33 protein-coding genes and 8 pseudogenes are annotated in these 24,564 nt (G+C 72.1%); 35 read left to right on the top strand and 6 right to left on the bottom strand.

The genetic code is table 11. The annotated features are described in order from the left end of the window. The first annotated feature begins 1 nt into the window (after position 1). The 3 genes from G5V59_RS11855 (at position 2) to G5V59_RS11845 (ending at position 1,489) form a co-directional block, all read left to right on the top strand. A complete protein-coding gene (locus tag G5V59_RS11855; RefSeq protein ID WP_278256563.1) occupies positions 2-181 on the top strand; it encodes a hypothetical protein in 180 nt (59 codons plus the stop codon). Then, a complete protein-coding gene (locus tag G5V59_RS11850; protein WP_278256562.1) occupies positions 178-600 on the top strand; it encodes a hypothetical protein in 423 nt (140 codons plus the stop codon). Before G5V59_RS11855 ends, G5V59_RS11850 begins: the two co-directional genes overlap by 4 nt. Before the next feature lie 94 nt (positions 601-694). Then, a complete protein-coding gene (locus G5V59_RS11845) occupies positions 695-1,489 on the top strand; it encodes a hypothetical protein (protein WP_278256561.1) in 795 nt (264 codons plus the stop codon). Here the strand turns inward: G5V59_RS11845 and G5V59_RS11840 are convergent. Beyond that, positions 1,481-1,780, bottom strand: a complete 300-nt coding sequence (locus G5V59_RS11840; protein WP_278256560.1) for a hypothetical protein — start codon at positions 1,778-1,780, stop codon at positions 1,481-1,483. The genes G5V59_RS11845 and G5V59_RS11840 overlap by 9 nt on opposite strands. 14 nt (positions 1,781-1,794) lie before the next feature. On the opposite strand from G5V59_RS11840, the gene G5V59_RS11835 reads away from it, so the two are divergent. Next, positions 1,795-2,064, top strand: coding sequence for a hypothetical protein (locus G5V59_RS11835; protein ID WP_278256559.1), 270 nt, complete (start codon positions 1,795-1,797; stop codon positions 2,062-2,064). A gap of 17 nt (positions 2,065-2,081) precedes the next feature. Here the strand turns inward: G5V59_RS11835 and G5V59_RS11830 are convergent, their stop codons facing one another. Then, on the bottom strand, positions 2,082-2,375 hold the full coding sequence (locus G5V59_RS11830) for a hypothetical protein (protein ID WP_278256558.1): 294 nt from the start codon (positions 2,373-2,375) through the stop codon (positions 2,082-2,084). Here G5V59_RS11830 and G5V59_RS36530 point away from each other — a divergent pair. The 7 genes and pseudogenes from G5V59_RS36530 to G5V59_RS11795 form a co-directional block, all read left to right on the top strand. Further along, positions 2,374-2,613: pseudogene (locus tag G5V59_RS36530) on the top strand (hypothetical protein); the annotation flags it as partial. The gene G5V59_RS11830 and the pseudogene G5V59_RS36530 sit on opposite strands and share 2 nt — an antisense overlap. Next, a pseudogene (locus G5V59_RS36525) lies at positions 2,498-3,124 on the top strand (acyl-CoA dehydrogenase family protein); the annotation flags it as partial. The pseudogenes G5V59_RS36530 and G5V59_RS36525, both read left to right, overlap by 116 nt. Positions 3,125-3,257: 133 nt before the next feature. Further along, positions 3,258-3,794 (top strand): acyl-CoA dehydrogenase family protein, encoded by a 537-nt coding sequence (locus G5V59_RS11815; protein ID WP_278256557.1) that lies wholly within the window; start codon positions 3,258-3,260, stop codon positions 3,792-3,794. Beyond that, positions 3,791-4,849, top strand: coding sequence for a glycosyltransferase family 2 protein (locus G5V59_RS11810; RefSeq protein ID WP_278256556.1), 1,059 nt, complete (start codon positions 3,791-3,793; stop codon positions 4,847-4,849). The genes G5V59_RS11815 and G5V59_RS11810 overlap by 4 nt, the downstream gene beginning before the upstream one ends. Further along, complete coding sequence (locus G5V59_RS11805) at positions 4,846-5,169, top strand: hypothetical protein (protein WP_278256555.1); 324 nt, start codon at positions 4,846-4,848, stop codon at positions 5,167-5,169. Before G5V59_RS11810 ends, G5V59_RS11805 begins: the two co-directional genes overlap by 4 nt. After that, complete coding sequence (locus tag G5V59_RS11800) at positions 5,090-5,437, top strand: MaoC family dehydratase N-terminal domain-containing protein (protein ID WP_278256554.1); 348 nt, start codon at positions 5,090-5,092, stop codon at positions 5,435-5,437. The genes G5V59_RS11805 and G5V59_RS11800 overlap by 80 nt, the downstream gene beginning before the upstream one ends. Then, entirely contained in the window at positions 5,364-5,924 is a 561-nt protein-coding gene (locus G5V59_RS11795; RefSeq protein ID WP_278256553.1) for a hypothetical protein, read from the top strand. Before G5V59_RS11800 ends, G5V59_RS11795 begins: the two co-directional genes overlap by 74 nt. Here the strand turns inward: G5V59_RS11795 and G5V59_RS11790 are convergent. Then, positions 5,888-6,364: a DUF6174 domain-containing protein gene (locus tag G5V59_RS11790; protein ID WP_278256552.1), complete on the bottom strand. Its 477-nt coding sequence runs from the start codon at positions 6,362-6,364 to the stop codon at positions 5,888-5,890. The genes G5V59_RS11795 and G5V59_RS11790 overlap by 37 nt on opposite strands. A gap of 197 nt (positions 6,365-6,561) precedes the next feature. Between G5V59_RS11790 and G5V59_RS11785 the strand changes: the two genes are divergently transcribed. From G5V59_RS11785 to G5V59_RS11740, 10 genes and pseudogenes are all read left to right on the top strand, one after another. Beyond that, a complete protein-coding gene (locus G5V59_RS11785; protein WP_278256551.1) occupies positions 6,562-7,260 on the top strand; it encodes a hypothetical protein in 699 nt (232 codons plus the stop codon). Between the two features lie 342 nt (positions 7,261-7,602). Then, positions 7,603-8,166 carry a hypothetical protein gene (locus tag G5V59_RS11780; RefSeq protein WP_278256550.1) on the top strand — a complete coding sequence of 188 codons (564 nt, stop codon included), beginning with the start codon at positions 7,603-7,605 and terminating at the stop codon, positions 8,164-8,166. Then, positions 8,145-8,831 (top strand): annotated as a pseudogene (locus G5V59_RS11775) (branched-chain amino acid ABC transporter permease); the annotation flags it as partial. The gene G5V59_RS11780 and the pseudogene G5V59_RS11775, both read left to right, overlap by 22 nt. A 205-nt stretch (positions 8,832-9,036) precedes the next feature. Further along, on the top strand, positions 9,037-10,869 hold the full coding sequence (locus tag G5V59_RS11770) for an ATP-binding cassette domain-containing protein (protein WP_278256549.1): 1,833 nt from the start codon (positions 9,037-9,039) through the stop codon (positions 10,867-10,869). A 94-nt stretch (positions 10,870-10,963) separates the two neighbouring features. Then, positions 10,964-11,494, top strand: coding sequence for an ATP-binding cassette domain-containing protein (locus tag G5V59_RS11765; protein WP_278259809.1), 531 nt, complete (start codon positions 10,964-10,966; stop codon positions 11,492-11,494). A 456-nt stretch (positions 11,495-11,950) separates the two neighbouring features. Beyond that, positions 11,951-12,316, top strand: coding sequence for a hypothetical protein (locus tag G5V59_RS11760; RefSeq protein WP_278256548.1), 366 nt, complete (start codon positions 11,951-11,953; stop codon positions 12,314-12,316). Beyond that, the gene (locus tag G5V59_RS11755; protein ID WP_341351194.1) at positions 12,219-13,427 is read left to right on the top strand and encodes a hypothetical protein; all 1,209 of its coding nucleotides are present in this window, start codon (positions 12,219-12,221) and stop codon (positions 13,425-13,427) included. The genes G5V59_RS11760 and G5V59_RS11755 overlap by 98 nt, the downstream gene beginning before the upstream one ends. Next, on the top strand, positions 13,385-13,720 hold the full coding sequence (locus G5V59_RS11750) for a hypothetical protein (protein ID WP_278256547.1): 336 nt from the start codon (positions 13,385-13,387) through the stop codon (positions 13,718-13,720). The genes G5V59_RS11755 and G5V59_RS11750 overlap by 43 nt, the downstream gene beginning before the upstream one ends. Before the next feature lie 231 nt (positions 13,721-13,951). Next, the gene (locus G5V59_RS11745; protein ID WP_278256546.1) at positions 13,952-14,251 is read left to right on the top strand and encodes a hypothetical protein; all 300 of its coding nucleotides are present in this window, start codon (positions 13,952-13,954) and stop codon (positions 14,249-14,251) included. A gap of 5 nt (positions 14,252-14,256) precedes the next feature. Beyond that, entirely contained in the window at positions 14,257-14,379 is a 123-nt protein-coding gene (locus tag G5V59_RS11740; RefSeq protein ID WP_278256545.1) for a hypothetical protein, read from the top strand. Between the two features lie 11 nt (positions 14,380-14,390). Here G5V59_RS11740 and G5V59_RS11735 read toward each other — a convergent pair whose 3' ends face one another. Next, positions 14,391-15,275, bottom strand: a complete 885-nt coding sequence (locus tag G5V59_RS11735; protein WP_278256544.1) for an MFS transporter — start codon at positions 15,273-15,275, stop codon at positions 14,391-14,393. Between G5V59_RS11735 and G5V59_RS11730 the strand changes: the two genes are divergently transcribed. The 11 genes and pseudogenes from G5V59_RS11730 (at position 15,274) to G5V59_RS11685 (ending at position 20,482) form a co-directional block, all read left to right on the top strand. After that, on the top strand, positions 15,274-15,444 hold the full coding sequence (locus G5V59_RS11730) for a hypothetical protein (RefSeq protein ID WP_278256543.1): 171 nt from the start codon (positions 15,274-15,276) through the stop codon (positions 15,442-15,444). The two genes, G5V59_RS11735 and G5V59_RS11730, sit on opposite strands and share 2 nt — an antisense overlap. Before the next feature lie 133 nt (positions 15,445-15,577). After that, a pseudogene (locus G5V59_RS36520) lies at positions 15,578-15,715 on the top strand (histidine phosphatase family protein); the annotation flags it as partial. 133 nt (positions 15,716-15,848) lie between these two features. Continuing rightward, positions 15,849-16,139, top strand: a pseudogene (locus G5V59_RS36515) (histidine phosphatase family protein); the annotation flags it as partial. 33 nt (positions 16,140-16,172) lie between these two features. Beyond that, complete coding sequence (locus G5V59_RS11720; protein WP_278256542.1) at positions 16,173-16,859, top strand: DUF6758 family protein; 687 nt, start codon at positions 16,173-16,175, stop codon at positions 16,857-16,859. A gap of 93 nt (positions 16,860-16,952) precedes the next feature. Then, positions 16,953-17,816, top strand: a complete 864-nt coding sequence (locus tag G5V59_RS11715; RefSeq protein WP_278256541.1) for a hypothetical protein — start codon at positions 16,953-16,955, stop codon at positions 17,814-17,816. Continuing rightward, positions 17,768-18,031, top strand: coding sequence for a hypothetical protein (locus G5V59_RS11710; RefSeq protein ID WP_278256540.1), 264 nt, complete (start codon positions 17,768-17,770; stop codon positions 18,029-18,031). The genes G5V59_RS11715 and G5V59_RS11710 overlap by 49 nt, the downstream gene beginning before the upstream one ends. Further along, positions 18,028-18,294 carry a hypothetical protein gene (locus G5V59_RS11705; protein WP_278256539.1) on the top strand — a complete coding sequence of 89 codons (267 nt, stop codon included), beginning with the start codon at positions 18,028-18,030 and terminating at the stop codon, positions 18,292-18,294. Before G5V59_RS11710 ends, G5V59_RS11705 begins: the two co-directional genes overlap by 4 nt. 2 nt (positions 18,295-18,296) lie before the next feature. Then, positions 18,297-18,995, top strand: coding sequence for a hypothetical protein (locus G5V59_RS11700; RefSeq protein ID WP_278256538.1), 699 nt, complete (start codon positions 18,297-18,299; stop codon positions 18,993-18,995). Positions 18,996-19,004: 9 nt separating this feature from the next. Then, on the top strand, positions 19,005-19,301 hold the full coding sequence (locus G5V59_RS11695; protein WP_278256537.1) for a PHP domain-containing protein: 297 nt from the start codon (positions 19,005-19,007) through the stop codon (positions 19,299-19,301). A gap of 16 nt (positions 19,302-19,317) precedes the next feature. After that, positions 19,318-20,088, top strand: a pseudogene (locus G5V59_RS36510) (MarC family protein); the annotation flags it as partial. A gap of 52 nt (positions 20,089-20,140) precedes the next feature. Further along, positions 20,141-20,482, top strand: coding sequence for a MarC family protein (locus G5V59_RS11685; RefSeq protein ID WP_341351193.1), 342 nt, complete (start codon positions 20,141-20,143; stop codon positions 20,480-20,482). 94 nt (positions 20,483-20,576) lie between these two features. Here G5V59_RS11685 and G5V59_RS11680 read toward each other — a convergent pair whose 3' ends face one another. Beyond that, the gene (locus G5V59_RS11680) at positions 20,577-21,368 is read right to left on the bottom strand and encodes an SDR family NAD(P)-dependent oxidoreductase (RefSeq protein ID WP_341350921.1); all 792 of its coding nucleotides are present in this window, start codon (positions 21,366-21,368) and stop codon (positions 20,577-20,579) included. 52 nt (positions 21,369-21,420) lie between these two features. On the opposite strand from G5V59_RS11680, the pseudogene G5V59_RS11675 reads away from it, so the two are divergent. The 3 genes and pseudogenes from G5V59_RS11675 to G5V59_RS11665 all read left to right on the top strand — a co-directional run. Beyond that, a pseudogene (locus G5V59_RS11675) lies at positions 21,421-21,657 on the top strand (AAA family ATPase); the annotation flags it as partial. 112 nt (positions 21,658-21,769) lie between these two features. Continuing rightward, the gene (locus tag G5V59_RS11670) at positions 21,770-22,354 is read left to right on the top strand and encodes an AAA family ATPase (RefSeq protein WP_278259806.1); all 585 of its coding nucleotides are present in this window, start codon (positions 21,770-21,772) and stop codon (positions 22,352-22,354) included. Continuing rightward, positions 22,279-22,950, top strand: a complete 672-nt coding sequence (locus tag G5V59_RS11665; protein ID WP_278259805.1) for a L,D-transpeptidase — start codon at positions 22,279-22,281, stop codon at positions 22,948-22,950. The genes G5V59_RS11670 and G5V59_RS11665 overlap by 76 nt, the downstream gene beginning before the upstream one ends. Before the next feature lie 79 nt (positions 22,951-23,029). Here G5V59_RS11665 and G5V59_RS11660 read toward each other — a convergent pair. Next, positions 23,030-24,516 (bottom strand): annotated as a pseudogene (locus G5V59_RS11660) (DEAD/DEAH box helicase). Positions 24,517-24,564: the final 48 nt, after the last annotated feature.

The following is a 24,564-nucleotide window of genomic DNA, read 5'->3' as shown; positions in this document are numbered from 1 at the left end:
CGTGGACGGTGTGCGCGGACTTCAAGGAGTGGGCGCGCGAGCAGGTCCGCGACCTGCATCCCGACCTCGTGGTGATCGCCAACAACGCCTACGAGTCGAAGCCCATGAAGGCCAACCAGGTGCGGGGCCTGCGCGAGGAGCCTGGGTCTGCTGCGCCCGCTCGCCGGCAAGGTGGCGATGATCGGCAACAGCCCGAAGGTGGCGAAGTCGCCGGGCAACTGCCTCTCGGTGCGCGACGCCGACCTCGGCGACTGCCTGCAGGAGCCCGAGGCCGAGAGCACCCGGATCCAGGGTCAGTTCCGCGCCGCGGTCACCGCCCTGGGGATGACCTACGTCGACGCGCACCGGTGGTTCTGCGCCGAGGACCGCTGCCCGGCGGTGATCGGCGACATCGTCCCGCTGCGCGATCGCGAGCACGTCACGGTGGAGTACTCCACCCAGGCTCGCCGAGCCGCTCGCCGCGGCGCTCGGCCTCGCCCGCTGAGTCGCCCCGCTCAGGTCGGCCGGCCCCGTGCCGATCGGCCGGAGGCCGAAAGTCGCGCGCGTTATCGGATATTCCGAAATGACACCGTTGTTATTCACAGAATTACGCGGTTGTAGTTATTCCGAATGTCTTGCGGGGCTGTCGAGTGACTGATGAGATTCGTGTGACTTTTGTGATTTCAGCGGTTTTCGCTGTCGAGGGGAATTCAGAATGCGCCACCGGTTCACCGGAGTACGACGACTGCTCGCGGCCGTGGCCGCCGGAGGCCTGGCACTCACGCTGGCCCCGGGGCTGACGCACGCCGGGGACCCGTTGCGGCTCGCCGCGAAGAACTGCGCGACCCTGCGCGGCATGCAGATGGTCGAGGCCAACATCAAGTCCGGCATGACCGCCGCACAGACCCGCTCGGACCTGCTCAAGGTCTATGCCGACCGGCCCGACTTCGTCGCCCTCAACGAGATCGCCGGACGCACCGACGCCGTGCTCGCCCCGGTCGGCTACCAGCCTCTTCCGCACCCCGGGCCGCTACACCGGATCCAACGCCGTCGTGTGGCGCACCGACCGCTGGAGCGCCATCGCCCAGGGGACGATCTACGTCAGCGCCGTCCCCGGCAAGACCGCCAGCCAGACCACCGAGTCTCGGCCTGCGCTACGCCAACTGGGCGACCCTGCGCTCGGTCGACGGCTGCCAGACGATCTCCGTGGTGGCCTACCACGTGGCGCCGCGGACCGCGCCGATCGGCGACCTGCTGCTCCCGTCGGTCTACAAGATCGGCGGCCCGGCCAACCAGGCTCGCGGCCGACGGGCCGGTGCTGCTGGCCGGTGACCTGAACCGCCACGTCGGCGACCGGTCCTACCCGCGGGCCGCGCTGTCGGCGTTCCAGGCTGAAGTCGACCTGGGACCTGGCCGGCAAGGCGCTGCCGACCCACGACCCGCGCGACGCGACGATCGACTACATCTTCGTGCGCAACGCCGCACAGTTCGCCGTCACCCGTCAGGCTGACCCGCGAGGCTCTTCTCCGACCACGACGCGGTGGTGACCAACCTCGCCATCAACAACCGGATCGCGGTCGCGCGCACCGCGCCGACCTTCGTCCGCGGGCACGTCGTGAACCTGCCCTACTCCACCAGCGGGGTCTCGCGTCGCGCCGTGCTGAGCCGGATCATCCGGGCGATCGGCCTGGCGCCCAAGGGCGCCATCGTGCAGGTCGCCACCGACCGGCTCGGCGACCCCGTCGTGCTCAACGCGCTGCGCAACGCCTACCGGCGCGGCGTGACCGTGCAGCCTGGTCACCACCAACACCAAGTTTGTCGCCGCAGGAGAACGCCCTGCGCTCGCTGCTCGGCACGGTACGACGCGGCGGCTCCTGGGCCATCCAGCGCCCGAAGCGCGCTGCCGCCGGCCTGCCGCCGACGGTGGTCATGGTCAACCACACGGCGAATGTGTCGATGCTCGGCGTCCAGGTCGACCAGCCGCTGGACTACCGGATGGCGTCGAGCCCCGCCCGCGGCCAGTTCACCCTGGAGAAGCCGGACTTCCTGGCGCTGCGGACGAAGTTCGCCCGCCAGATCGGCTAGCGCTCAGGCGCGCTGGGTCAGGCCCTTGCCGGCCGCGACGCCGCGCTTGACGGCGGCGCTGGCGACCAGCCTGGGCGACCCCGGCCACCTGGCCGGCGGCCTGACCCGCGGCCTGGCTGGCTGCCTGGCCGGCGGTCTTGAGCTCGGTCTCCGACCTGCTGGGTCGCGGCCAGCGGGGCGAGCAGGCCCTGCAGCCCGACCACGCTCTGGTTGGTCTCGCGCACGGCGGCGGTCAGGTCCACCAGCAGCACCTCGAGGGCGGGCGCGACGTCGTAGGGCGTGGGGTGCTCGGTGGGGTGCTCGGTCGTCATGGGCGCGATGGTGGCACAGGGGGTCCGCGTGACGTCCCTCACGTCCCGGTCTCGCCCCTCCTTCGAGGGCGGCTGGGGAGGCTACTCGCGGGTAGAGTTCGGCCGGTACACCACCTGTCAGGCTGAAAGGGAACCGATGTCGCGCCTGTGCCAGACCGAAGGACTCAACGAGGACCAGGTCGAGATCCTCAAGGCCGTCCGCCAGTTCGTGGACGAGCAGATCATCCCGGTCGCCCAGGACCTCGAGCACGCCGACGAGTACCCGCAGGAGATCGTCGACGGGCTCAAGGAGGCTCGGCGTCTTCGGCCTGACCATCCCCGAGGAGTTCGGCGGCCTGGGCGAGTCCCTGCTGACCTACGCCCTCGTCGTGGAGGAGATCGCCCGCGGCTGGATGAGCGTCTCCGGCGTCATCAACACCCACTTCATCGTGGCCTACCTGCTCATGCAGCACGGCACCGAGGAGCAGAAGCAGAAGTACCTGCCCCGGATGGCCACCGGCGAGGTGCGCGGCGCCTTCTCGATGTCCGAGCCGGGTCTGGGCTCCGACGTCTCCGCCGTCTCCACCAAGGCGACGAAGAAGGACGACGGCTCCTACTCCATCACCGGCCAGAAGATGTGGCTGACCAACGGCGCCTCGTCCACCCTGGTGGCGCTGCTGACCAAGACCGACGAGGGTGCCGAGTCGGTCTACAAGAACATGACCACCTTCCTCGTCGAGAAGGAGGCCGGGTTCGGCGAGACCGCCCAGGGCGTCACCGTCCCCGGCAAGATCGACAAGATGGGCTACAAGGGCGTCGAGACGACCGAGTCTCATCCTCGACGGCCACGAGATCTCCGCCGACCAGATCCTCGGCGGCGAGCCGGGCAAGGGCTTCTTCCAGATGATGGACGGTGTCGAGGTCGGCCGCGTCAACGTGGCCGCCCGCGCCTGCGGTCTGGCCTGGCGCGGCTTCGAGCTCGGCGTCGCCTACGCCCAGCAGCGCAAGACCTTCGGCAAGGTCATCGCCGAGCACCAGGCGATCCTCTTCCGCATCGCCGACATGGCGACCAAGGTCGAGACCGCGCACACGATGATGGTCCGCGCCGCGCGCCTCAAGGACACCGGCCAGCGGATGGACGTCGAGGCCGGCATGGCCAAGATGGTCGCCTCGGAGTACGCCAACGAGGTCGTCGAGGACTCCTTCCGGATCCACGGCGGCTACGGCTACTCCAAGGAGTACGAGATCGAGCGGCTGATGCGCGAGGTCAAGTTCATGCTGATCGGCGAGGGCACCTCCGACATCCAGAAGATGATCATCGGACGCGCGCTCCTCAAGGACTACAAGGCTCAAGTGAGCTTGAGCGCACGACGGGCCGCCCTCCGAGGGCGGCCCGTCGTCGTTTTCCGGCTCCCGCGATGGCCTAGGGTCGTCGCGTGATCGCGACCGTCAGCACCGTCAAGGACACGCTCGCCAACGTCCAGCGCTTCGTGCGCGGCAACCTGGCCGGGGGAGTGGACCACATGGTCGTCTTCCTCGACGGGCCCGACGCCGAGGTCGAGGCGTGGCTGGCGGACCAGGAGCACGTGACCTGCCTGGTCGCCGACGACGCGTGGTGGGGCGGCAAGCGGCCCGCGGACCTCAACGACCGGCAGCGGCTGCACGCCAACATCACCAAGGCGGTGCTGACCGTCGTCCCGGGGGTCGACTGGCTCTTCCACGTCGACGCCGACGAGATCTGCCAGATCGACCGGGCCGCGATCGCGAGCGTCCCCGCGTCGTACGACGCCGTGCGGCTCGCGCCGCTGGAGGCGGTCAGCCGCAAGCACTGGGACGCCAGCCCGACCTGGTTCAAGCGCCTGCTCGGGGAGTCGGACCTCAAGGCTGCTGGAGGTGCTGGGGGTGATCGAGAAGCCGGCGAACGGGCAGTACTTCCACGGCCACGTGGAGGGCAAGACGGCGACCCGGCCCCGGCTGGACCGGTGGCTGACCATCCACCGCACGGTGGACGAGAAGCGCGACGAGGTGCCGCACTTCAAGGCGCCCGGGCTCAACGTGCTGCACTACGAGTCCTACTCCGGCGAGGACTTCGTGCGGAAGTGGAGCGCGATGCTCGCGGCCGGCCCGGAGATCAGCCTGCGCCCGGTGCGGGAGCGGACCAAGGCCGCGGTGCAGGCGCTGATCGGCAAGCCGCTGGGCGCGGAGCCTGCGCGAGCGCTACCTGTTCCGCATCTTCGAGGCGACGACCGAGGACGACTTCGACACCCTGCGTGAGCCTGGGCCTGCTCGTCGAGGCGGACCCCACCCGGGGCACGCACACGCCGGAGCCCTTCGCCGGCAAGGACGACCTGGCGGCCGCGCTGGCCGCGCTCGCCGACCAGCCCAAGGACGTCTTCGGGGTGTGCAAGCCGGTCGGTCCCGCGCAGGAGGTCCTCTCACGTCTTGGAGCCGGTGACGGCAAGAAGTCGTGGTGGCGGAAGAATGGCCGCTCGTGAGCAGCAAGACACTGAGCGCGAAGACGAACCCGGGCAACTTCTTCGAGGACTTCACCATCGGTCAGCGCATCGTCCACGCGACGCCGCGCACCGTGACCGAGGGCGACCGGGCCGTCTACGGCTCGCTCTACCCCACCCGCTTCGCGATCCCGTCGTCGGCGTCCTTCGCCGCGGCCGTCGGCCTCGACCCGCACCCGGTGGAGGAGCCTGATCGCCTTCCACATCGCCTTCGGCAAGACCGTGCCGGACATCTCGCTCAACGCCGTCGCCAACCTCGGCTACGCCGAGTGCCGCTTCCACCAGCCCGTCGTGCCCGGTGACACGCTGGCCACCACCTCCGAGGTGATCGGTCTCAAGCAGAACTCCAACGGGAAGTCGGGCGTGGTCTACGTCCGCTCCACCGCCACCAACCAGCGAGGTGAGGTCGCCCTGGAGTGGGCCCGCTGGGTGATGGTCCACAAGCGCGACACCGGCGCCGCGGCGCCCGAGACCGTCGTGCCCGAGCCTGGCGCCGGTGGTCGACGCGAGCGACCTGGTGCTGCCCGAAGGCCTGGACTTCTCCGGCTACGACTTCGCCGCCGCCGGTGAGCCGCACCGCTACGACGACTACACGGTCGGGGAGAAGATCGACCACGTCGACGGGGTGACCCTCACCGACTCCGAGCACCAGCAGGCCACCCGGCTGTGGCAGAACACCGCCAAGGTGCACTTCAACACCGAGGCCCGCCCCGACGGCCGCAACCTGGTCTACGGCGGCCACGTCATCTCGCTGGCGCGTGCACTGTCGTTCAACGGTCTCGCCAACGCCCAGGCTGGTCGCGGCGATCAACGCGGGCGCGCACACCGCGCCGGCGTTCGCGGGCGACACGATCTATGCCTGGTCCGAGGTGCTCGACAAGGCCGAGACGTCCGTGCCGAGCGTGGGAGCGCTGCGCCTGCGGCTGGTGGCGACCAAGGGCCGCGACGAGTCGACGACCCTGCGCGGCGAGGACGGCAAGTACGCCGAGGGCGTGCTGCTCGACCTGGACTACTGGGCGCTCATCCCGCGCTGACCTTCACGTCCTTGATCAGGTAGGTCACCTCGTCGTCGGTGGCCCGCTCGACCTGGTCGAGCCTGACCTGCGTCGGGTGGTCCTGGCCCTCGGGCCAGGTCACCTCGGCGTCGGCGATGCCCGGGGCGTTGGCCTTGGCGATGATGTCGTTGATGCTCAGCCGGGCGAAGGCGGCAGCCTGCTTGCCCTGTGCGGGCTTCTCCAGCCGGGTCGCGGAGGTGACCTTGCCGCCGGCGACGGTGACCTCGACCGGGCCCACCATTGGGCAGAAGCAGATCACCTCGAGCCGGTAGGTGTAGTTGGCCGGCGTGAACTCCGGGTAGGTCTCTCGGGTCGGCGACGCGCTCGGGCTGGGCGAGCCGGTGGCCGAGTCTCGCCGGGTCGGCGGCCTTGTCGTCGTTCTCGCGTCCGCACGCGGACAGGCCGAGCGCGAGGACGGCGGAGAGCGCGGGCAGGACGACACGGCGCGGATGCATGGGGCTCATGATGCCTGGGACGGCCACAGGGGAGTGGAGGTTCCCCGGCCGCGGGCGCGGCGCACTGAAACGTGTTCCACCTTTTCGGTTTCAACACGTGACCCCGATCACACTGCGCCGTTACTCTGATAGAGGTCTCATCGAGACTTCGGATCCCGGCGTTGCTCCCGGAAGGGTTCTGGTCTTGTCACTGGTACGTCTCGCGCGCGTGGTCTGTGCGGCGCTGCTCGTCCTGCTCGTCGCCGCCTGCGGCTCCCGACTCGACCCCGACACGGTCGCCCGGGCCGGAGGCGGCTCCGGCGGCAACGGCTCCGGCGACGGCTCCCTGGCCGGTGCCGACACCGGGACCACCGGTGGCTCCGGTGACACCGGCGCGGTCGGCGGGACCTCCGCCGGCGGCGACACCGGCACCGGGTCCGGCGGGTCGGCCGGCACCTCCGGCGGAGGTACGTCGGCCGGAGGCTCCACCGGCGGGGGCGCCTCGACCGGCGGCGGCTCCACGGGAGGCGGCGCCAAGGGCTCGGCCACCGGCGGGGTCAAGGCCGGCTCCTGCACGGGCTTCAAGAACCAGAAGGGGATCACCGACAAGACGATCACCCTGGCGAACATCTCCGACATCTCCGGCCCCGTGCCCGGCATCTTCGAGTCCGCCCAGCAGGCGACCCAGGCCTACGTGAAGTACTTCAACTCCACCGGCAGCATCTGCGGGCGCAAAGCTGGACGTGGTGCTCCTGGACAGCCGCGCCGACGCGGGCGCCGACCAGCAGGCCTACGTCAAGGCGTGCGACAACGCCTTCGCCGCGGTCGGCTCGATGTCGGCCTTCGACAGCGGGGGCGCGGGCACGGCCAACAGGCTGCGGCATCCCGGACCTGCGCTCGGTGATCGTCAACCCGGAGCGCCAGGCCTGCAAGACCTGCTTCGCGGCGTACTCCATCCGGACCAACTTGATCCCGGACTCCGCGTCCAAGTGGTTCGCGCAGAAGTTCCCGAGCGCGGTCAAGAACGCCGCGGTCCTCTACGTCAACGCCGGCGCCGCGCCGGTCAACGCCAAGAGCATGGCGGCGGGCTACGAGAAGGGCGCGGGCTGGAAGGTCAACTACCTGCAGGGCATCGACGTCGCGGAGTTCAACTACGCGCCGTACGTGCAGCAGATGAAGGACAAGGGCATCAAGGCGGTCGCCTACCAGGGGCCGTACCAGTACGCCGTGAAGGCTCAAGCAGGCCATGCAGCAGCAGGGCTTCAAGCCGGACTTCTACCTGCAGGACCCCACGATCTACGACAAGCGCTACCTCGACCAGGCGGGCGGGCTCGCCGAGGGCGACTACATCTACGCCGCGAACGACCTGTTCGAGAACAAGGGCAACGCCGAGGTGCAGGCTCTACCTGTCCTACCTGCAGCAGGTGAAGCCCGGCGCGATCCCCAACTACTACGGGCTCTACGCGTGGTCGGCCACCCGGCTCTTCGTCGAGAAGGCGATCGCGCTCGGCGGCAAGCTCGACCGGGCATCCCTGGTCCAGGCGGTCCGCGCGACGACGGCCTGGACCGGCAACGGCGCGCACACGGCGATGAACCTCGGCACCGCGAACACCCCGCCCTGCCTCAAGGTCGCCCAGTACAAGGGCGGTCGCTGGCAGCAGGTCTCGCCCGGCTCCTACCTGTGCGGCCGGGTCGTGAACTCCGGCATCGGCGGCTGAGGAGGCAGGCGTGGGCTCCCTGTTCGCCTTCACGCTGCTGGGCCTGTTCACCGGCGCGGCGTACGCGATCATGGCCTCGGGGCTGGTGCTGACCTACACCACGACCCGGGTCTTCAACATCGCGCACGGCGCCTTCGGCATGGTGCTGGCCTTCACCTTCTGGGACTTCACCCAGCGCCAGGGCCTGCCGACGCTGCTCTCGCTGTTCCTCGTGCTCGGCGTGGTCGCCCCGGCGATCGGCTGGTTCATCCAGCGCTTCGTCACGCGGGGGCTGGGGGAGGGGCCGGTCTCGGTCGCGCTGGTCGTCACCGTCGGCCTGCTCGTCGGCCTGATCGGCCTGGCCCAGCAGATCTGGAAGCCCGAGGCGCGGGTGCTGCTGCCGTTCTACGCCGACACCGGCTGGCGACTCGGCGACACCTACATCACCGCGCACCAGGTCGTCACCATCGTGTGCTCGATCGTCGTCGCGATCGGCCTGTACCTGCTGCTCAACCGGACCCGGATCGGCGTCGCCATGCGGGCCTCGGTCGACAACCCCGACCTGCTCCGGCTCTTCGGCGGCAAGCCGGACACCGTCGCCGCGCTGGCCTGGGCGATCGGCATGTCCCTGGCCGCGCTCGGCGGCATCCTGCTCACCCCGGTGGTCGGGCTGGACTACTACGCCCTGACCCTGCTGGTCATCAACGCCTACGCCGCCGCGATGCTCGGGCGCCTCAAGAGCCTCCCGCTGACCTTCGCCGGCGCGATGGGTCTGGGCATCCTGGAGTCCCTGGCGGTGGCCTACCTGCCCACCCAGGGCTTCTGGTCCACTGTCCGCCCGGTCATCCCGGCACTCTTCCTCTTCGCGATCGTGGTGATGATGCCGCAGGCCCAGCCTGCGCATCGGCCAGGTCAAGGGCATCGTCGCGGCCCCGGTGCCGCACGTGCGCAAGGCGGTCGGCTCCGGCGGCGCACTGCTCGCCGTGGCCTTCGTGCTGATCGGCCTGGTCTCCCGGGCCGACGTGCTGCTGATCGGCGTCGCGGCGACGTACGCGATGGTGATGCTCTCCCTGGTCCTGCTGACCGGGTACGGCGGCCACGTCTCCCTCGCGCAGTTCACCTTCGCCGGGGTGGGCGCGCTGGCCTACGCCAGACTCGACGAGCCCAACCTGCTCGGGCTGGCGCTGGCGGCGCTGATCGCCGCGGGGGTCGGCGCCCTGGTGGCGCTGCCCGTGCTGCGGCTGACCGGGCTCTACCTCGCCCTGTCGACGCTCGCCTTCGCCGTGCTGATGGACAAGATGATCTTCCAGGCGGAGTTCGCCTTCAAGTTCAACGGGACGCTGGCGACCGAGCGGGTCTCGGTGCTCGGCGTGCGGATCGGCAGTGACACCTCCTACGTGTGGTTCATGGTGCTCTGCTTCGTGCTGATGGGGCTCTTCCTGCTCTGGCTGCGCCGCGGCGCGCTGGGCCGGATCCTGATCGCGATGCGCGACAGCCCGTCCGGCTGCGGCACCCTCGGCCTGGACCTGCGCTGGTTCCGGGTCGGGCTGTTCTCGCTGTCGGCCGGCATGGCCGGCCTCGCCGGTGGCCTCTTCGCCGGCCTGCGCGGCACGGTCGGTGCCGCGGACTTCCTGTACTTCCAGTCCCTGCTGGTGCTGCTGCTCGCCGTGGTCTTCGGGGTCACCTCGGTGACCGGGGCGCTGCTCGGTGGCACCGCGCTGATGCTGCTCCCGGTGTGGCAGTCCTCGCAGCCGGAGCTCGCCGGGCTGCTCTTCGCGGTGCTCGGCTTCGGCGCGGTGCTGCTGGGCCGCGACCCCAACGGCATCGCCAACCACCTGTTCCGGCTGGGGCGCTGGGCGGACGGGCGCGTCGTACCGCAGCCTGCAGGAGCGCTTCCGCGAGCGGATGGACGGGCTGCTCGAGGCCCGCAAGCCCGAGCGCGCACGCTCGGTCGACGAGCCGGTCACCGAGCCGGTCACCGAGCAGATCAAGCCGATCAACCAGGGGGTGAGCCTGAGATGGCCGCACTGCTCGAGGTCGAGGACGTCGTGGTCCGCTTCGGCGGCGTGACGGCCGTCGACAGCGCCCGGTTCAGTGCCGAGCGGGGCCAGATCACCGGCCTGATCGGTCCCAACGGCGCGGGCAAGACCACCTGCTTCAACGTGATCACCGGGTTGCAGCGGCCGACCTCCGGACGGGTCCGCTACCGCGACCGCGACGTCACCCGGTGGCCGGTCCACCGCCGCGCCCAGCACGGCATCGGGCGCACCTTCCAGCGGTTGGAGGCCTTCGGCTCGCTGTCGGTGCGCGACAACGTCCGGGTCGCCCGCGACATCGCCGGTGGGCCGCTGGCCTGGGTCCGGCCGTCGGGGCGCGGTGCGGTGGAGATCGACGCGCTGCTGGACCGCGTGGGCATCGGGGAGTACGCCGAGGAGCGGGCCGACGCCGTACCGACCGGCACGGCGCGGCTGCTGGAGCCTGGCCCGCGCACTGGCCTGCGACCCGCAGGCTCCTGCTGCTCGACGAGCCCTCCTCGGGCCTGGACGAGACCGAGACCGAGGCCTTCGGCGCGCTGCTCACGGAGCCTGGCCGGCGAGGGCGTGGCGATCCTCATGGTGGAGCACGACATGGACCTGGTGATGGCGGTCTGCGACGACATCCACGTCCTCGACTTCGGCCGGATCATCGCCTCCGGCACGCCGGCCCTGATCCGCGACGACCCGGCCGTGCAACGGGCCTACCTCGGCTACGCCGAGACCGACCACACGACCGAGATCCAGGCCGTCCCGGACATCGCACTGGAGGTGGCGCCGTGAGCGTCCCGATCCTCGACGTCGTCGACCTGCACGCCGCCTACGGACGGATCGAGGTGCTCCGCGGCGTCGACCGGCCGTCCCCAAGGGCGCGGTGATGGCGCTGCTCGGTCCCAACGGCGCCGGCAAGTCCACCCTGGTCAAGGTGATCAGCGGGCAGAAGGCCGCCACGTCCGGCGACCTGCACCTGGCCGGCATCCACGTGAAGGGTGCGAAGTCCGAGGAGCCTGGCGCGGGTCGGGCTGTGCACCGTCCCCGAGGGCCGCTCGGTCTTCCCGAACCTCACGGTGGAGGAGAACCTGCGGCTGATGTCCTACGCCGGCGTACCGGCCGCGGCGGTGCTGGAGACCGCGTTCAGCCTACTTCCCGCGGCTGCACGAGCGGCGCCACCAGGCTCGCCGGCACGATGTCGGGCGGTGAGCAGCAGATGCTCGCCATGTCGCGGGCCCTGGCCTCCGACCCGGCTCTGCTGCTGCTCGACGAGCCTGTCGATGGGCCTCGCCCCGCTGATCGTCGAGGAGGCTCTACGAGACGGTCGCCCGGATCGCCGAGTCCGGGGTCTCCATCTTGTGCATCGAGCAGTTCGCCCGCACCGCACTGCGGGTCTCCGACTACGCCGCCGTCATGACCGGCGGCCGGATCGTCGCCACCGGCGAGCCCGGCGAGATCCTCGCGACCATGGCCGACGTCATCCTGGGAGGGGCAGCATGACCCGCGCACCACACCGCACCCGTCTTCTCGTCGTCGGCGGAGTCGTCGCCTCGGCGCTGCCGCTGGTCGGCCCGCCGGGGCAGTCCGCGCAGGCGGCCGACAGTGCACCGGCCTACGGCGGCTTCACGGCCGCCGCGTCCTCGACCCCGGTCCGGATCGAGGTCTTCGAGCCGAGCCTGCCGATCCCGGTGGACGCCGGGAAGGCGCAGGCTGGAGTTCGACCTCGGCTACAGCCGGGTGAAGTCCGACTCCGGGCAGTCGACCGGGCGGGCCAGCCTGTTCTGGCCGGGCGACCCGATCGGCGAGGGCCTGAAGACCTTCGCCGAGCAGGCTCGGCCTGCCGGCCACGCCGCTCACCGAGAACGGCTACCCGGTGCAGGTGAACTCCCAGTACCCCGGCGACCCGAGCACCCAGAAGGACAACAAGATCCCCGGGTCGATCCAGCAGACCACCTCCGGGGACCGCACGGCGATCGCGGAGACCGGCTTCTCGCCCGACGGTGCCGTCCTCGGCCCGGACGCCGACGAGGGCTCCGGCGGCTCCGCGCCGGCCAACCCGCTCACCGGGCTGACCGAGCAGACTCAAGGGCCTGCTCACCGGCGGCCTCGGGGCCAAGGCGGGCGGCGCCCCGGCCAACCCGCTGGGCCTGCTCGTCGACGTCGACGGCTACGTCTCGGTGTCGAAGATGGACGCCAGCAAGGGCCCGGTCACCGCGGTGTCCCGCTCACTGCTCGGTGAGGTCCGCCTGCTCGGCGGCCTGGTCACCCTCGGCGGTGTCGAGACGATCGCCCGCACCACCAGCGACGGGAAGACCGGCAAGGCCACCGGCAAGGCGGTCTACGGGAAGATGGCCGTCGCCGGGCAGGAGTTCGGCCTCGGCCCGGACGGCGCGATCGTCAGCGGCAAGACGATGCCGATCCCCGGTCTGAGCGACCTGCCGGGCGACGCACTCAAGCGAACTCGGCATCACCATCACCGTCCCGAAGCCGGTGCGCACCGTCGACGGCGACCTCGCCACCAGCGAGTCCGCCGGGCTGCAGATCACCATCGACACCAAGGCTCCTCGCGCCCGTGCTCAAGGCGCTGCCCGTCAGCGCGCTGGGTCAGCCTGATCCCGGCCGAGGCCGGGCCGCTCAAGAGCGTGGTCCTCGGCCTCGGCGCGCTCTCGCCGCGGATCGTGCTGACGATCGGCGCCGCGCAGGCCACCGTCGACACGGTCCCGCCGATCGACGTCGTCCCCGTCACCCCGCCCGGTACGGCGCCCGCCGGCACCCCGCCCGCCACCGCGACCGGCGCCGTCCCGAAGCCGGCGGCCGGCTCGGTCGGCGTACCCCCTGCCGCGGGTGCGCCTGCACCCGCCGGTGCCGCACCGGCACCCACCGCCGGCGCCCCGGTCGGCGACCTGGTCGACGCGGCTCCGGCCAGCGCCGGGCTGCCCCAGCCTGTTCTCGATCCCGGGGATGCTCCTGATCGGTGCCTTCGCGCTCGCGGCGGTCGCCGGGGCTCGGTTCCGCCGGCTCGGCGCGGCCGCGCTCGGTGGTGGCGCCCCCTGTCCGCACGGCCTCGAAAGCGGCCTTCCCGACCTCCGAAAGGCCTGAGCCATGACCGCTGTGCCCTCCTCCCGCACCACCGGCCTCCCGCGCGCCGGGGAGTCCCGCTCCGGCATCGCCCCGCTCAAGGGCGACAACGCCGCCCTGCTGCAGGTGGTGCTGTTCTGGGTCGGCGCGATCCTGCTGCCGCTCGGTCTCGTGGTCATCGTCCTGGGCTGGTACGGCGCCGCCAACACGCCGTACCAGTACGACCAGCTTGTCCTACCTCGTCTCCGGCGGCCTGCTCGGCCTCGGGCTGACCTTCTGCGGCGGCTTCCTCTACTTCGGGGCCTGGCTGGCACGGATCGCCGCCGACGGCCGGGAGTCCTCGAAGCGGCTGGCCGACACCCTGCTCCTGCTCGCCGAGATCAGCGGCACCAGCACGGCCGAGGCGGTCGACCTCGGTGCCATCCCCGTCGTCGCCGGGGACGGCACGACCATGCACCGCCGCGACTGCGCCCTCATCGCGCACCGCGACGACCTGCGCCCCGTCGGCGAGGCGAACGCTCACCTCACCGCGTGTCGCGTGTGCCGTCCCGGCAGCCGGGGATGACACGATGCCGGGCGTGGACCTCTCGGCGGAGTCCGTTCCCGGGACCGTGCTGAGCGCGAAGGGCACCCGGCTCAACCGGCGTGGCCGCGAGACGCGACGCCTGCTGCTGCGCGCGGCGGTGCACTGCCTCGCGGAGGGTGGCCCGGAGGCGGTGAGCGCCAACGCGGTCGCCCGGCGCGTCGGTGCGACCTGGGGCACGATCCAGCACCAGTTCGGCGACGCGGACGGCCTGTGGGCCGCCGTGCTCGACTACATCGGGTCACAGGCCGGGTTCACCGCGCTGCCGGCGCCGACCCAGCCGGACGTCGGCGAGCGGGTCAAGGCGGTCATCGACCTGATGGGCCACGCCGTGCAGCCTGCCGAGCGCGATCGCGTTCTACCAGGCTCCGTGCCGGCCTGCCGCACCGCCGCGACCAGGCTGGAGGAGGCCTTCCCGCACACCGCCCGGGCGATCGCCCGCTGGGACGAGGAGTGGGCGGCGCTGTGCGAGCGCTCGTTCGCCGGGCTGGGCATCGAGGCGAGCAAGGCTGATGCGGGTGCGCCACCTGCTGCCTGGCGCGCTGCGCGGGCTCTTCGCCGAGGGGGACCTCGGCGGCTACGTCGACGTCGAGGAGGCCCGGCGCGGCCTCACCGACGCGCTGACGGCCTACCTGCGCTGACCCCGTCGCCGTCACCGGAGTCGCCGGGGACCGCGAACCACCGTGCGAGCGGCAGCAGCGCGAGCACCAGGACCGCCGGGATCACGAAGCCCGGGCGCAGGCTCGTCCTGCCCGACCACGCCGGTGAGCACGGCGCCGAGCAGGCCGCCGACGTAGTTGAACTGGTTGAACCGCGCGATCACCGCGTCCACCCGCTCGACCGAGCCACCGGCGATCCGCGCCGCGGCGGAGAAGCTCAGCGGCGCCACCACCGAGATCCCGGTGCCGACGATCGTGAAGCCGAGCACCGCGACCGGCCAGGTCGGCGCCGTGGTGACCACGACGAGCCCCGCCGAGGCGACGACCGCGCCGATGCGCAGGACCGGCACGGCGCCGTACCGCTGGACGAGGGAGTCGCCGGCCAGCCGCAGGACCAGGCTGGCCGCGAGGTAGGGGAGCGTGGCGAGGGCGACCCACCGCGACGGGGCGTCGAGCACCTCGTCGAGGTAGACCGCGCCCCAGGTCTGCGCGGCGGTGTCGACCATGTAGAACACCACCATCCCCAGGCCTACCAGGAGGATCGGGCGCCACGGCACGCCGGGCAGGTCAGCCGGCGCGGCCTGGTCGAAGGCGTGGCTCTCGGCGCGCGGCAGGAAGGCCGCCGCCGCCATCGCGACCGGTACGACGGCGAGCAGCGCCGACCAGGACAGGTCGAGGTCGGCGGTCGCCAGGGTGAGGCCCGCGCCCAGCAGCCCGCCGAGGGTCCAGCCGCCGTGGAAGCTCGGCAGGATCGGGCGGCCGTACTGCCGCTCGATCGCCACCGCCTGCATGTTCGTGGAGGCGTCGACCACGCCGAGCGCGATGCCGTACACCCCCACCCCGAGCAGGTACGCCGCCCAGGCCGGTGCCGCGAGCATGAGCGCCGCGCCCGCGCCGATCGCGACCAGGCCCACCCGGAGCAAGCTGGGCGCTGGAGGTCCGCGCCGCGAAGCGCTCGGCCAGCACCGAGCCCAGGCCCGCGAGCAGCACGATCCCGAGCAGGACCAGGGAGACGCCGAGGCTCGCCGAGGTCCCAGCGGTCCTTGATGTCGGGCAGCCGCGTGGTGAGGCCGATGAAGACGAAGCCCTGCGTGGCGAAGGCCGCGGCGACGGCCAGGCGGCGGCGGGCGAGCGAGACCGTCGGTGTCATGGCCGGATCCTAGGCTGGCAGGATGGTGTCATGGCCGATTCCGTGACCCTGGTCCGCCACGGCGCCACCGAGTGGAGCGTCTCGGGACAGCACACCTCGACGACCGACCTGCCGCTGCTGCCCGAGGGCGAGGCCGCGGCGCGCGCGGTCGCCGGGCGGCTGGCCGGGAGCACCTTCGCGGAGGTGCTCACCAGCCCGCTGCGGCGCGCCCGGCACACCGCCGAGTCTCGCCGGCTACCCCGACGCCGAGGTCTGCCCCGACCTCACCGAGTGGGCCTACGGCGACTACGAGGGCCGCACCACCGCGCAGATCCGCGAGCACGATCCCGGCTGGACGATCTGGACGCACCCCACGCCCGGCGGGGAGAGCGCGGAGCAGGTCGCGGCCCGCTGCGACCGGGTGATCGAGCGGGTGCGCGCCGCCACCGGCCCGGTCCTCGTCGTCGCCCACGGCCACGTCCTGCGGGTGCTCACCGCCCGCTGGCTCGGCCTCGGTCCCGCGGAGGGACGGCTGTTCCGGCTGGACACCGCGACCGTCTCCGTGCTCGGTCACGAGCGCGAGACGGCGGCCCTCCTGCGCTGGAACGCTTGACGGCGAGCGGCTGGGCGCAGCACGGTGTCGGACATGCCGAGCGAGGAGCAGGGCCCCGGAGCGGGGGGCGTGCGGGTGGAGTGCCCGCGCTGTCCCGTCCCGGTGGCCGAGACCGGTGACGGTCGCTGGTCGTGCCCGGACCACGGGGTCGTCGTACCGCTGTGGCGCACGGTGGAGGCGTCGTACGACGCCTTCGCGGCCCACCTGCAGCGGGTGGACTCCTTCCCGACGTACCTGCCCTGGCCGCTCGGCCCCGGCTGGAGCGTCAGCGACTTCGCGGCGGTCGCCCCCACCGAGGGGCCCGCGCACGCCACGATGACCTGCGTCTCGGGCACCAGTCAGGCTCGACGGCCCGGTCGACGTGATGGTGGTCAGCGAGGAGCCCGGCACCGGCTTCGGCGCCCGCATCGCCGGGCTGGCCGGCGCGGACGGCGCCGAGTTCTGCTCGACCCGGGCCACGAGATCGACGGCCCCGCACCGGTGCGCGTGCGCGCGGACCAGTACCCCGTCGGCCTGTGGCCGGTCTCGGTCAGCACCTCGCCGGGGGAGTGGGACCGCTCGGTGCTCGCCGGTGAGGCCGGCGGCCGATGGCTGTGGCTGGTGCTGCGGCCGGCCTCGGCGATCCTGCTGCTGCGCGACGACTGGATCCTGCGCGACGTCTCCGCGACGGGCCCGCGACTCGTCGCGCTGCCGTTCGGGGGTGCCACGCCGTCCTGGTGAGTCCGCTGCGCGGACATTCCCGGGAATTTGCGGCGTTCCGCCGCGCGCCCCCGCCTCGATGGTCCAGCCTTCGGGGGACACCAGGAGGCAGCGATGGGACGCACAGGGCAGAGCCTGCGCCGCAAGACCGCCCAGACGATCGGGCAGCGCTCGTCGGGCACCGGCCAGGCACACGGCAGCGGCAGCGGCTGGGGCGCGCGCCTGCGTTACGGCTTCGACAACACGATGTCCCGTGGTACGCCGGCCCTGGTGGGCTGGCTCTTCGTCGTCACCGTCGCGCTGGTGCTCCTCTTCGCCGTCATCGACGTGGTGTTCCGCCTGCGCGAGGGCGGGATCGGCTTCGCCGATGCCTCCTTCCAGGCGCTCATGCACGCGCTCGACCCGGGCACGGTCGCCGGCGACACCGGCTCGTGGCGCTTCAAGATCACCATGCTGGTGCTCACCATCGCCGGCCTGTTCATCGTCAGCGCCCTGATCGGCGTCATCGCCGCCGGCATCGACGCGCGGATCGCGGACCTGCGCCGTGGCCGCTCGGTGGTGCTGGAGAAGGAGCACACCGTGATCCTGGGCTGGTCGGACTCGGTGTTCACCGTGATCAGCGAGCCTGACCATCGCCAACGAGAGCCGCCGCAAGCCGGTGATCGCCGTCCTCGCACCGCTCGACAAGGTGGACATGGAGGACGAGATCCGGGCCAAGGTGCCGGACCTCAAGGGCACGCGCGTCGTCGTCCGCTCCGGCTCGCCGACCGACATCGACGACCTCGCCCTGGTCAGCCCGTCGACCGCGCGCTCGGTCGTCGTGCTCTCGCCCAGCGGCGTGGGCGAGGAGAGCCTTCGAGCCCGACCGCGAGGTCATCAAGACCCTGCTCGCGCTGCGCACCTCCGACGGAGACGACGAGGGCCCGCGCGTGGTCGCCCGGCTCCGCGACCCCGCGAACCTCGAGGTCGCCCGGCTGATCGGGCGCGACCGTCCTGGCCGGACCGCGTTGCTCGACATCCGCGAGACCGTCGCCAGGCTCGTGGTCCAGACCTCGCGCCAGTCCGGCGCCGCGGCGGTCTACCGCGAGTCTGTTCGACTACGACGGCGACGAGATCTACTTCCTCGCCGAGCACGGCCTCTCTGCCTCGACGTACGCCGACGCCCAGGCTGCGCTACGAGAGCGTCTCGGTGATCGGCCTCTCCGACGGCACCGGTGCGCTGCTCAACCCGCCCGCCGACACCGTGATCGGCGATCGCGCCCTCATCGTCGTCGCCGAGGACGACTCCGTGCTCGCCACCGCACCTCAGTCCACCAGCACGGTCGACACCGGTGCCTTCGCCGACGCGCACGTCGAGGAGCCCCGTCCCTCGCACGCGGTCCTCATCGGCTGGAACGAGCGCGCCCCGGTGGTCATCAGCGGTTCGACCGCTACGCGGCACCCGGCTCGACGCTGACCGTGCTGTCGTCGTACGACGTGCCGGAGACGCCGGCGCTGACCCACCTCACCGTGACCGTGGTGGCCGCCAGCACGACCCAGCGCTCGGTGCTCGACGAGCACGTGCCGCCGGACGCCGACCAGGTGCTGGTGCTGTGCTACTCCGACCACCTCGACGCGGAGGCCGCCGACGCGACGACGCTGATCACCCTGCTCCACGTGCGCGACATCCTCGCCCGCTCCGACAGCAGCACGCCGGTGGTCAGCGAGATGATCGACGACCGCAACCGCGCGCTCGCCCAGGTCGCCGACATCGACGACGTCGTGGTGAGCGGTGAGATCGTCAGCCTGATCGTCGCCCAGGCTCTCCGAGGACGCCCGGATCGAGCCGGTGCTCGCGGACCTGCTCGACTCCGACGGCAGCGAGATCTACCTGCGCCCCGCCGAGTGGTACGTCGCACCGGGCCGCGAGATCACCTGGGCCACCGTCGTCGCCTCGGCCTCGCGGCGCGGCGAGACGGCCATCGGCTTCTCCTCCCCGGCGCTCGCCGAGCCGGGCTCGCGGGTGGGCGTCGTGGTGAACCCGGCCAAGAGCGAGCCGCTGTGCGTGGAGCCGGGCGACCGGGTGGTCGTGCTCGCCGGTCTCTGAGCGCATGGCCGGTGGGGGGTGACGGGGATGACACCGTCCTCGGCTCGTTGTCTGACAATCCGCGGCACTAACCTTCTTCGGTGACGATCGACCTCCACACCCACTCGCGCGTCAGCGACGGCACCGCGTCCCCGCGCGACCTGGTGCACGCCGCGGCGACCGCCGGGCTGGACGTCGTCGCGCTCACCGACCACGACACCACGCTCGGCTGGGACGAGGCCGCCGCGGCCGCCGTCGACGCCGGCATCGCGCTGGTGCGCGGCATCGAGATCAGCACCCGCTTCCGCGGCGCCGGCGTGCACCTGCTGGCCTACCTGCCGGACGCCTCCGACGTACCGCTCCAGGAGGAGCCTGGCCCGGATCGTCGCCGGCCGTGAGGACCGGGTGCCGACCATGCTCGCCCGCCTGCGCGAGCTCGGCATCCCCGCCACGCGGGAGGCGCTCGCCGAGGCCACCGGTGGCAGCGAGGTCACCGGGCGTCCGCACATCGCGGACCTGCTGGTGCACCTGGGCGTCGTACGCGACCGGGACCAGGCGTTCGCGGAATACCTCGCCGAGGGCGGCCCCGCCTTCGTCGACCGGTACGCCGCCGAGTCTGGTCACCATGATCGGCCTGGTCCGGGGCGCCGGCGGGGTGCCGGTGATCGCCCACCCGTGGGGCCGCGGCTCCGCGCACGTCCTCGACGAGCCCGCGATCGTCGTGCTCAAGGAGTCGGGGCTGGCCGGCCTGGAGGTCGACCACCTCGACCACGCCCCGCACACCCGCGCGCGGCTGCGGGAGATCGCCGGCCGGCTGGACCTGGTGGTCACCGGCTCCAGCGACCACCATGGGACCGGGAAGACCGGTCACGACCTCGGCTGCGAGACCACCGCACCGGACCAGGCTGGCCCGGATCCTCGACCAGGCTGCCGGCTCACCCACCACGATCGTCGGAAAGGCGGGCTGACATGGTCGAGCACGTGCTGTTCGTCGAGGTCTTCGTGACCCTCTTCGTCATCATGGACCCGGTCGGCACCGTCCCGATCTTCCTGTCGCTGACGGCCGGCCGCTCGCCGGCCACGGCCAAGCGCGCCGCCTGGCAGGCGGTCGCGGTGTCCTTCCTGGTGATCACGCTGTTCGCCTTCTTCGGCCAGCAGATCTTCAACTACCTGCACATCTCGCTGCCCGCGCTGCAGGCCGCCGGCGGCCTCCTGCTGCTGCTGGTCGCGCTCGAGCCTGCTGACCGGCAACGAGCAGGAGCACGTCGCCAACGGCGACGCCAACATCGCCCTCGTCCCGCTCGGCACCCCGCTGCTCGCCGGACCCGGCGCGATCGTCGCGACGATGCTGTTCGTCCAGGACATCGACGGCTGGTCCAGCGGCATCTCGGTCGCCCTCGGCATCATCGCGGTGCACCTCGCGCTGTGGGCGGCGATGCGCTACTCGCTGCCGATCCTGCGGCTGATCCGCGAGAGCGGCGTCCTGCTGGTCACCCGGATCGCCGGTCTGCTGCTCTCCGCGATCGCGGTGCGACTCGTCGCCGACGCCGTGCGCGCCTTCATCGCCGGCGAAGGCTGACCCGCGAGTTGTGGGTTTCCACCCGCGAGTTGTGGGTTTCCACCGCACCGGGAGTCGCAAAGTCCCAACTCGCGGGTGGGAACCCCCAAGTCGACTACTTGCGGCCGAGCGACTGCAGCCGCTGCAGCGCCGGGCGGGGGACCAGGCGGCTCGCGGTGACGATGGTCTTGTAGCGCTTCGACGGGATCGAGACGGCCTTGCCCTTGTCGAAGTCGGCGAGCGCCTCGCGCACCAGGCGGTCCGCCTCCAGCCACAGCGGCTTGGGGGCCGAGGAGTCGCGGTCGATGCCCAGCCGCTCGTGGAACTCGGTCCTCACGAAGCCCGGGCACAGCGCCATCACGGTGACGCCCTGGCCGGCGTACTCGTCGTGGGCCCAGCGGCTGAACGAGTTCACCCACGCCTTCGCCGCGCTGTAGGTCCCGCGCGGGAAGAACGCCGCCACGCTCGACACGTTGATCACCCCGCCGCGGCCGCGCTCGACCATGCCGCCGAGCGCCGCGTGGGTGAGCCGGAGCACCGCGCGCACGAGCACGTCCTGCTGGGCCTGCTCGACCTCCAGCGGGTTGTCGAGGAAGCGCTCCTTGAGCCCGAAGCCCGCGTTGTTGACCAGCAGGTCGACGCCCTGCGCGCGGTCGGCCAGCCGGGCCTCGACCCGGGCCAGCCTGGTCGCTGTCGGTGAGGTCGGCGGGCAGCACCTCCACCGCCACGTCGTACGACGCCCGGAGGTCGGCCGCGACGGCCTCCAGCCGCGCGACGTCCCGCGCGACGAGGACCAGGTCGTCGCCGCGGGCGGCGAGCCTGGCGAGCGAATTCCAGGCCGATGCCGGCGGTGGCGCCGGTCACGAGTGCGGTGCTGCGTGCAGACGACATGGCGCCAGTGAACCATTCGGTCCCGCGCCACGTGTGCCCACTCCGCCCGCGGCGTGGTCGGTTCCGGCATGATGGCCCTGATGAACAGCGCGAAGGCTCCCGGCACCACGATCCTGGCTGTCGCCAACCAGAAGGGTGGCGTGGCCAAGACGACGTCCGTGGCGTCGATCGGTGCGGCCCTCGCGGAGCGCGGTCAGTCGGTGCTCCTGGTCGACCTCGACCCGCAGGCCTGCCTGACCTTCTCGCTCGGCATCGACCCCGAGGACCTGGAGTCGTCGGTCCACCACGTGCTGACCAAGGGCACGGCGGTCGAGGAGGTCATCCTCACCACCGACGACGGCGTCGACCTGCTGCCGGCCACCATCGAGCCTCGCCCGGGCCGAGGCCGACCTGCTCACCCGCACCGGCCGCGAGCACGTGCTGCGCGGCGTCATGGAGGACCTCGCCGCCTCCGGCACCCACTACGACTGGGTGCTCCTGGACTGCCCGCCCTCGCTCGGGGTGCTCACGGTCGCGGCGCTGACCGCCGCCAGCGGCGTGCTCATCCCGCTGCAGTGCGAGACCCTGTCGCACCGCGGCGTCGGCCAGCCTGCTCGACACCGTCCACGACGTCCGCCGCTTCACCAACCGCGACCTCGCCGTGTGGGGCGTCCTCCCGACCTTGTACGACGGGCGGACCAACCACGCGCGGGCGGTGCTCGACACCATCTCCGAGACCTACGACCTCGAGGTCGTCGAGCCGCCGATCCCGAAGACGATCAAGTTCGCCGAGGCGCCTGCCGCCGGCCGCTCGATCCTCGCCACCAGCCGCACCAGCAAGGGCGCGCAGGCCTACCGCGAGGTGGCCGGCGCCCTGCTCGCCCGGGCGGCGCGCTGAGTCGTGGGCGCACACCGAGCAGGCTCCGCAGGGCCGGCACCGGGCGCCGGTGGCCGGCAAGCGGCGGGCCGCCGTACGCCCCCGCTACGGCCGGATCACCGCCTTCGGCGCTGCCGTCGCGGTGACCGCGATCGCCGTCGCCGGTGGTTTCGGGCTGCTGCCCACCGGCGGTGAGCGCCCCGATGCCGCGAGCGCGCTGACCAAGGTCCCCGCGTCCTCCGCCAGTGCCACGCCGCGCGCGGACGCGCGCTCGGCGGAGACCAGCCCGGCGCTGGACGCCGACGCCGCACCGACGGCCGCGCTCAGCGAGTCCACGGCGCTGCCGCCGGCCTCCGGCAAGGGCCGGCGGATCGTGTTCAGCCAGGGCCGGCAGCGGGTCTGGCTGGTCGAGGGGACCGGCGACGTGGCGCGCACCTACCTGGTCTCCGGCAGCGTCACCGACAACCTCGCGCGCGGCACCTTCGCGGTCTACTCCCGCAGCCGCAACGCCGTCGGCATCGACGACTCCGGCACGATGGAGTACTTCGTCCGCTTCACCCACGGCACCGGCGGCTCGGCCATCGGCTTCCACACCATCCCGGTCGACGACGGCAAGCCGGTGCAGACGCTGAAGCAGCTCGGCACCCCGCTCTCGCACGGTTGCATCCGCCAGGAGCGGAGCAACGCGATCGCGCTGTGGGACTTCGCGCCGATCGGCACGAAGGTCGTCGTCACCGCCTGATCGGCCCTCGGCCCCCGGGAACGCCGATCGGCAGGGACCCCGGAGGGTTCCTGCCGATCGAGGAGATGTGACCCGAGGGTCAGGCGGGCTGCGTCTCCGCGCCGCCCTGCGGCTGATCGCCGGCCTGGCCGCCCGGGCCGCCCGAGCCGCCCCGGCGACGGCGGCGGCGGTTGCGGCTCGCGCCAGCCGGACGCTCGGCGCCCTCAGCAGCAGGGGCCGAGCCCTCGGCCGCCGTGGCCTCGCCCTTGACCGGCTTGCCGCCACGGGTGCGGGTGCGGGTCCGGGTGCGCTCGCTCGTACGACGCTCGCCGGAGCGCTCGCCGCCACGGCCACCACGCTCGCCACGCTCGCCGCGGTCGGCCCGCGGGGCCGGGGGAGCGGGCGGGACGATCCGGCCCTTGGTCCCCGGCGCGATGCCCTGGTCGTGGAAGAGATGCTCGGAGGTGGAGTAGGTCTCGACCGGCTCGTCGAAGGGCAGGTCGAGCGCCTTGTTGATCATCTTCCAGCGGTGCACGTCGGTCGCGTCGACCAGCGTGATCGCGATGCCGGAGGCGCCGGCCCGGCCGGTGCGGCCGATCCGGTGGACGTAGGTCTTGTCGTCCTCGGGGCAGGTGTAGTTGACCACGTGGCTGACGCCGGAGACGTCGATGCCGCGGGCCGCGACGTCGGTCGCGACGAGGACCTTGATCTTGTCCTCGCGGAACTTCGTCAGCGCCTTCTCGCGCGCGACCTGCGCCATGTCGCCGTGCAGCGGGCTGGCCTTGAAGCCGCGCTCGACCAGGTCGTCGGCGACGCGCTGCGCCTGACGCTTGGTGCGGGTGAAGACGATCATCTTGTCGGCGTCCTCGGCCTGCAGCAGGCGGCCGATGATCTCGGGCTTGTCGAGGTCGTGGGCGAGGTAGATGAACTGCGCGGTGGCGGGCACCGTCGCGTTCTCGTACGACGACTCGGCGCGGATGTTCATCGGGTGCCGCATGTGCATCCGGGCCAGCGAGACGATCGCCGACGGCATGGTGGCCGAGAACAGCATGGTCTGGCGGGTCTCCGGCGTCATCCGGAGCAGGCTTTCTCCACGTCGGGCAGGAAGCCGAGGTCGAGCATCTCGTCGGCCTCGTCGAGCACCAGGGCGTGCACGTGGGACAGGTCGAGCACGCGGCGGTTGGCGAGGTCGATCAGCCGGCCCGGCGTACCGATGACGATGTCGACGCCGGTCTCGAGCGCCTCGATCTGCGGCTCGTAGCCCACGCCGCCGTAGATGGTCAGCACGCGCAGGCCGCGGTCGCGGCTGGCGATCTCGAGGTCGCTGGAGACCTGGATCGCGAGCTCGCGGGTCGGCGCGACGATCAGTGCCTGCGGCTTGCCCTGCGGGATCTCGGCGTAGTCGGGGTCGCTGGGCGCGACGCTGCGCTGGATGACCGGGATGCCGAACGCCAGGGTCTTGCCCGTGCCGGTGCGGGCCTGACCGATCAGGTCGGTGCCCATCAGTGCCACGGAGAGGGTCATCTCCTGGATGGCGAAGGGGTGGGTGATCCCGGCGCGGTCGAGCGCGTCGCAGATCTGCGGCATGACGCCCAGGTCACGGAAGGTGGGCGCAGCAGTGGTCTCGTTGGAAGT

Source organism: Nocardioides convexus (assembly GCF_011090295.1).
Note: the sequence above shows the minus strand (reverse complement) of the source record. Positions and strands in the feature narration are given on the sequence as shown.

Bases quoted from the DNA above. Each gene is read 5' to 3' on its own strand.
- G5V59_RS11735 (WP_278256544.1), bottom strand. From the start codon at position 15,275: ATGCTCGCGGCACCGGCCTGGGCGGCGTACCTGCTCGGGGTGGGGGTG.
- G5V59_RS11715 (WP_278256541.1), top strand. From the start codon at position 16,953: ATGGGACGCACAGGGCAGAGCCTGCGCCGCAAGACCGCCCAGACGATC.
- G5V59_RS11850 (WP_278256562.1), top strand. From the start codon at position 178: ATGATCGGCAACAGCCCGAAGGTGGCGAAGTCGCCGGGCAACTGCCTC.
- G5V59_RS11680 (WP_341350921.1), bottom strand. From the start codon at position 21,368: ATGGTTCACTGGCGCCATGTCGTCTGCACGCAGCACCGCACTCGTGAC.
- G5V59_RS11730 (WP_278256543.1), top strand. From the start codon at position 15,274: ATGAGCGCCGCGCCCGCGCCGATCGCGACCAGGCCCACCCGGAGCAAG.
- G5V59_RS11845 (WP_278256561.1), top strand. From the start codon at position 695: ATGCGCCACCGGTTCACCGGAGTACGACGACTGCTCGCGGCCGTGGCC.
- G5V59_RS11765 (WP_278259809.1), top strand. From the start codon at position 10,964: ATGGCGCTGCTCGGTCCCAACGGCGCCGGCAAGTCCACCCTGGTCAAG.
- G5V59_RS11720 (WP_278256542.1), top strand. From the start codon at position 16,173: ATGCCGAGCGAGGAGCAGGGCCCCGGAGCGGGGGGCGTGCGGGTGGAG.
- G5V59_RS11830 (WP_278256558.1), bottom strand. From the start codon at position 2,375: ATGACGACCGAGCACCCCACCGAGCACCCCACGCCCTACGACGTCGCG.
- G5V59_RS11815 (WP_278256557.1), top strand. From the start codon at position 3,258: ATGATGGACGGTGTCGAGGTCGGCCGCGTCAACGTGGCCGCCCGCGCC.
- G5V59_RS11780 (WP_278256550.1), top strand. From the start codon at position 7,603: ATGCAGCAGCAGGGCTTCAAGCCGGACTTCTACCTGCAGGACCCCACG.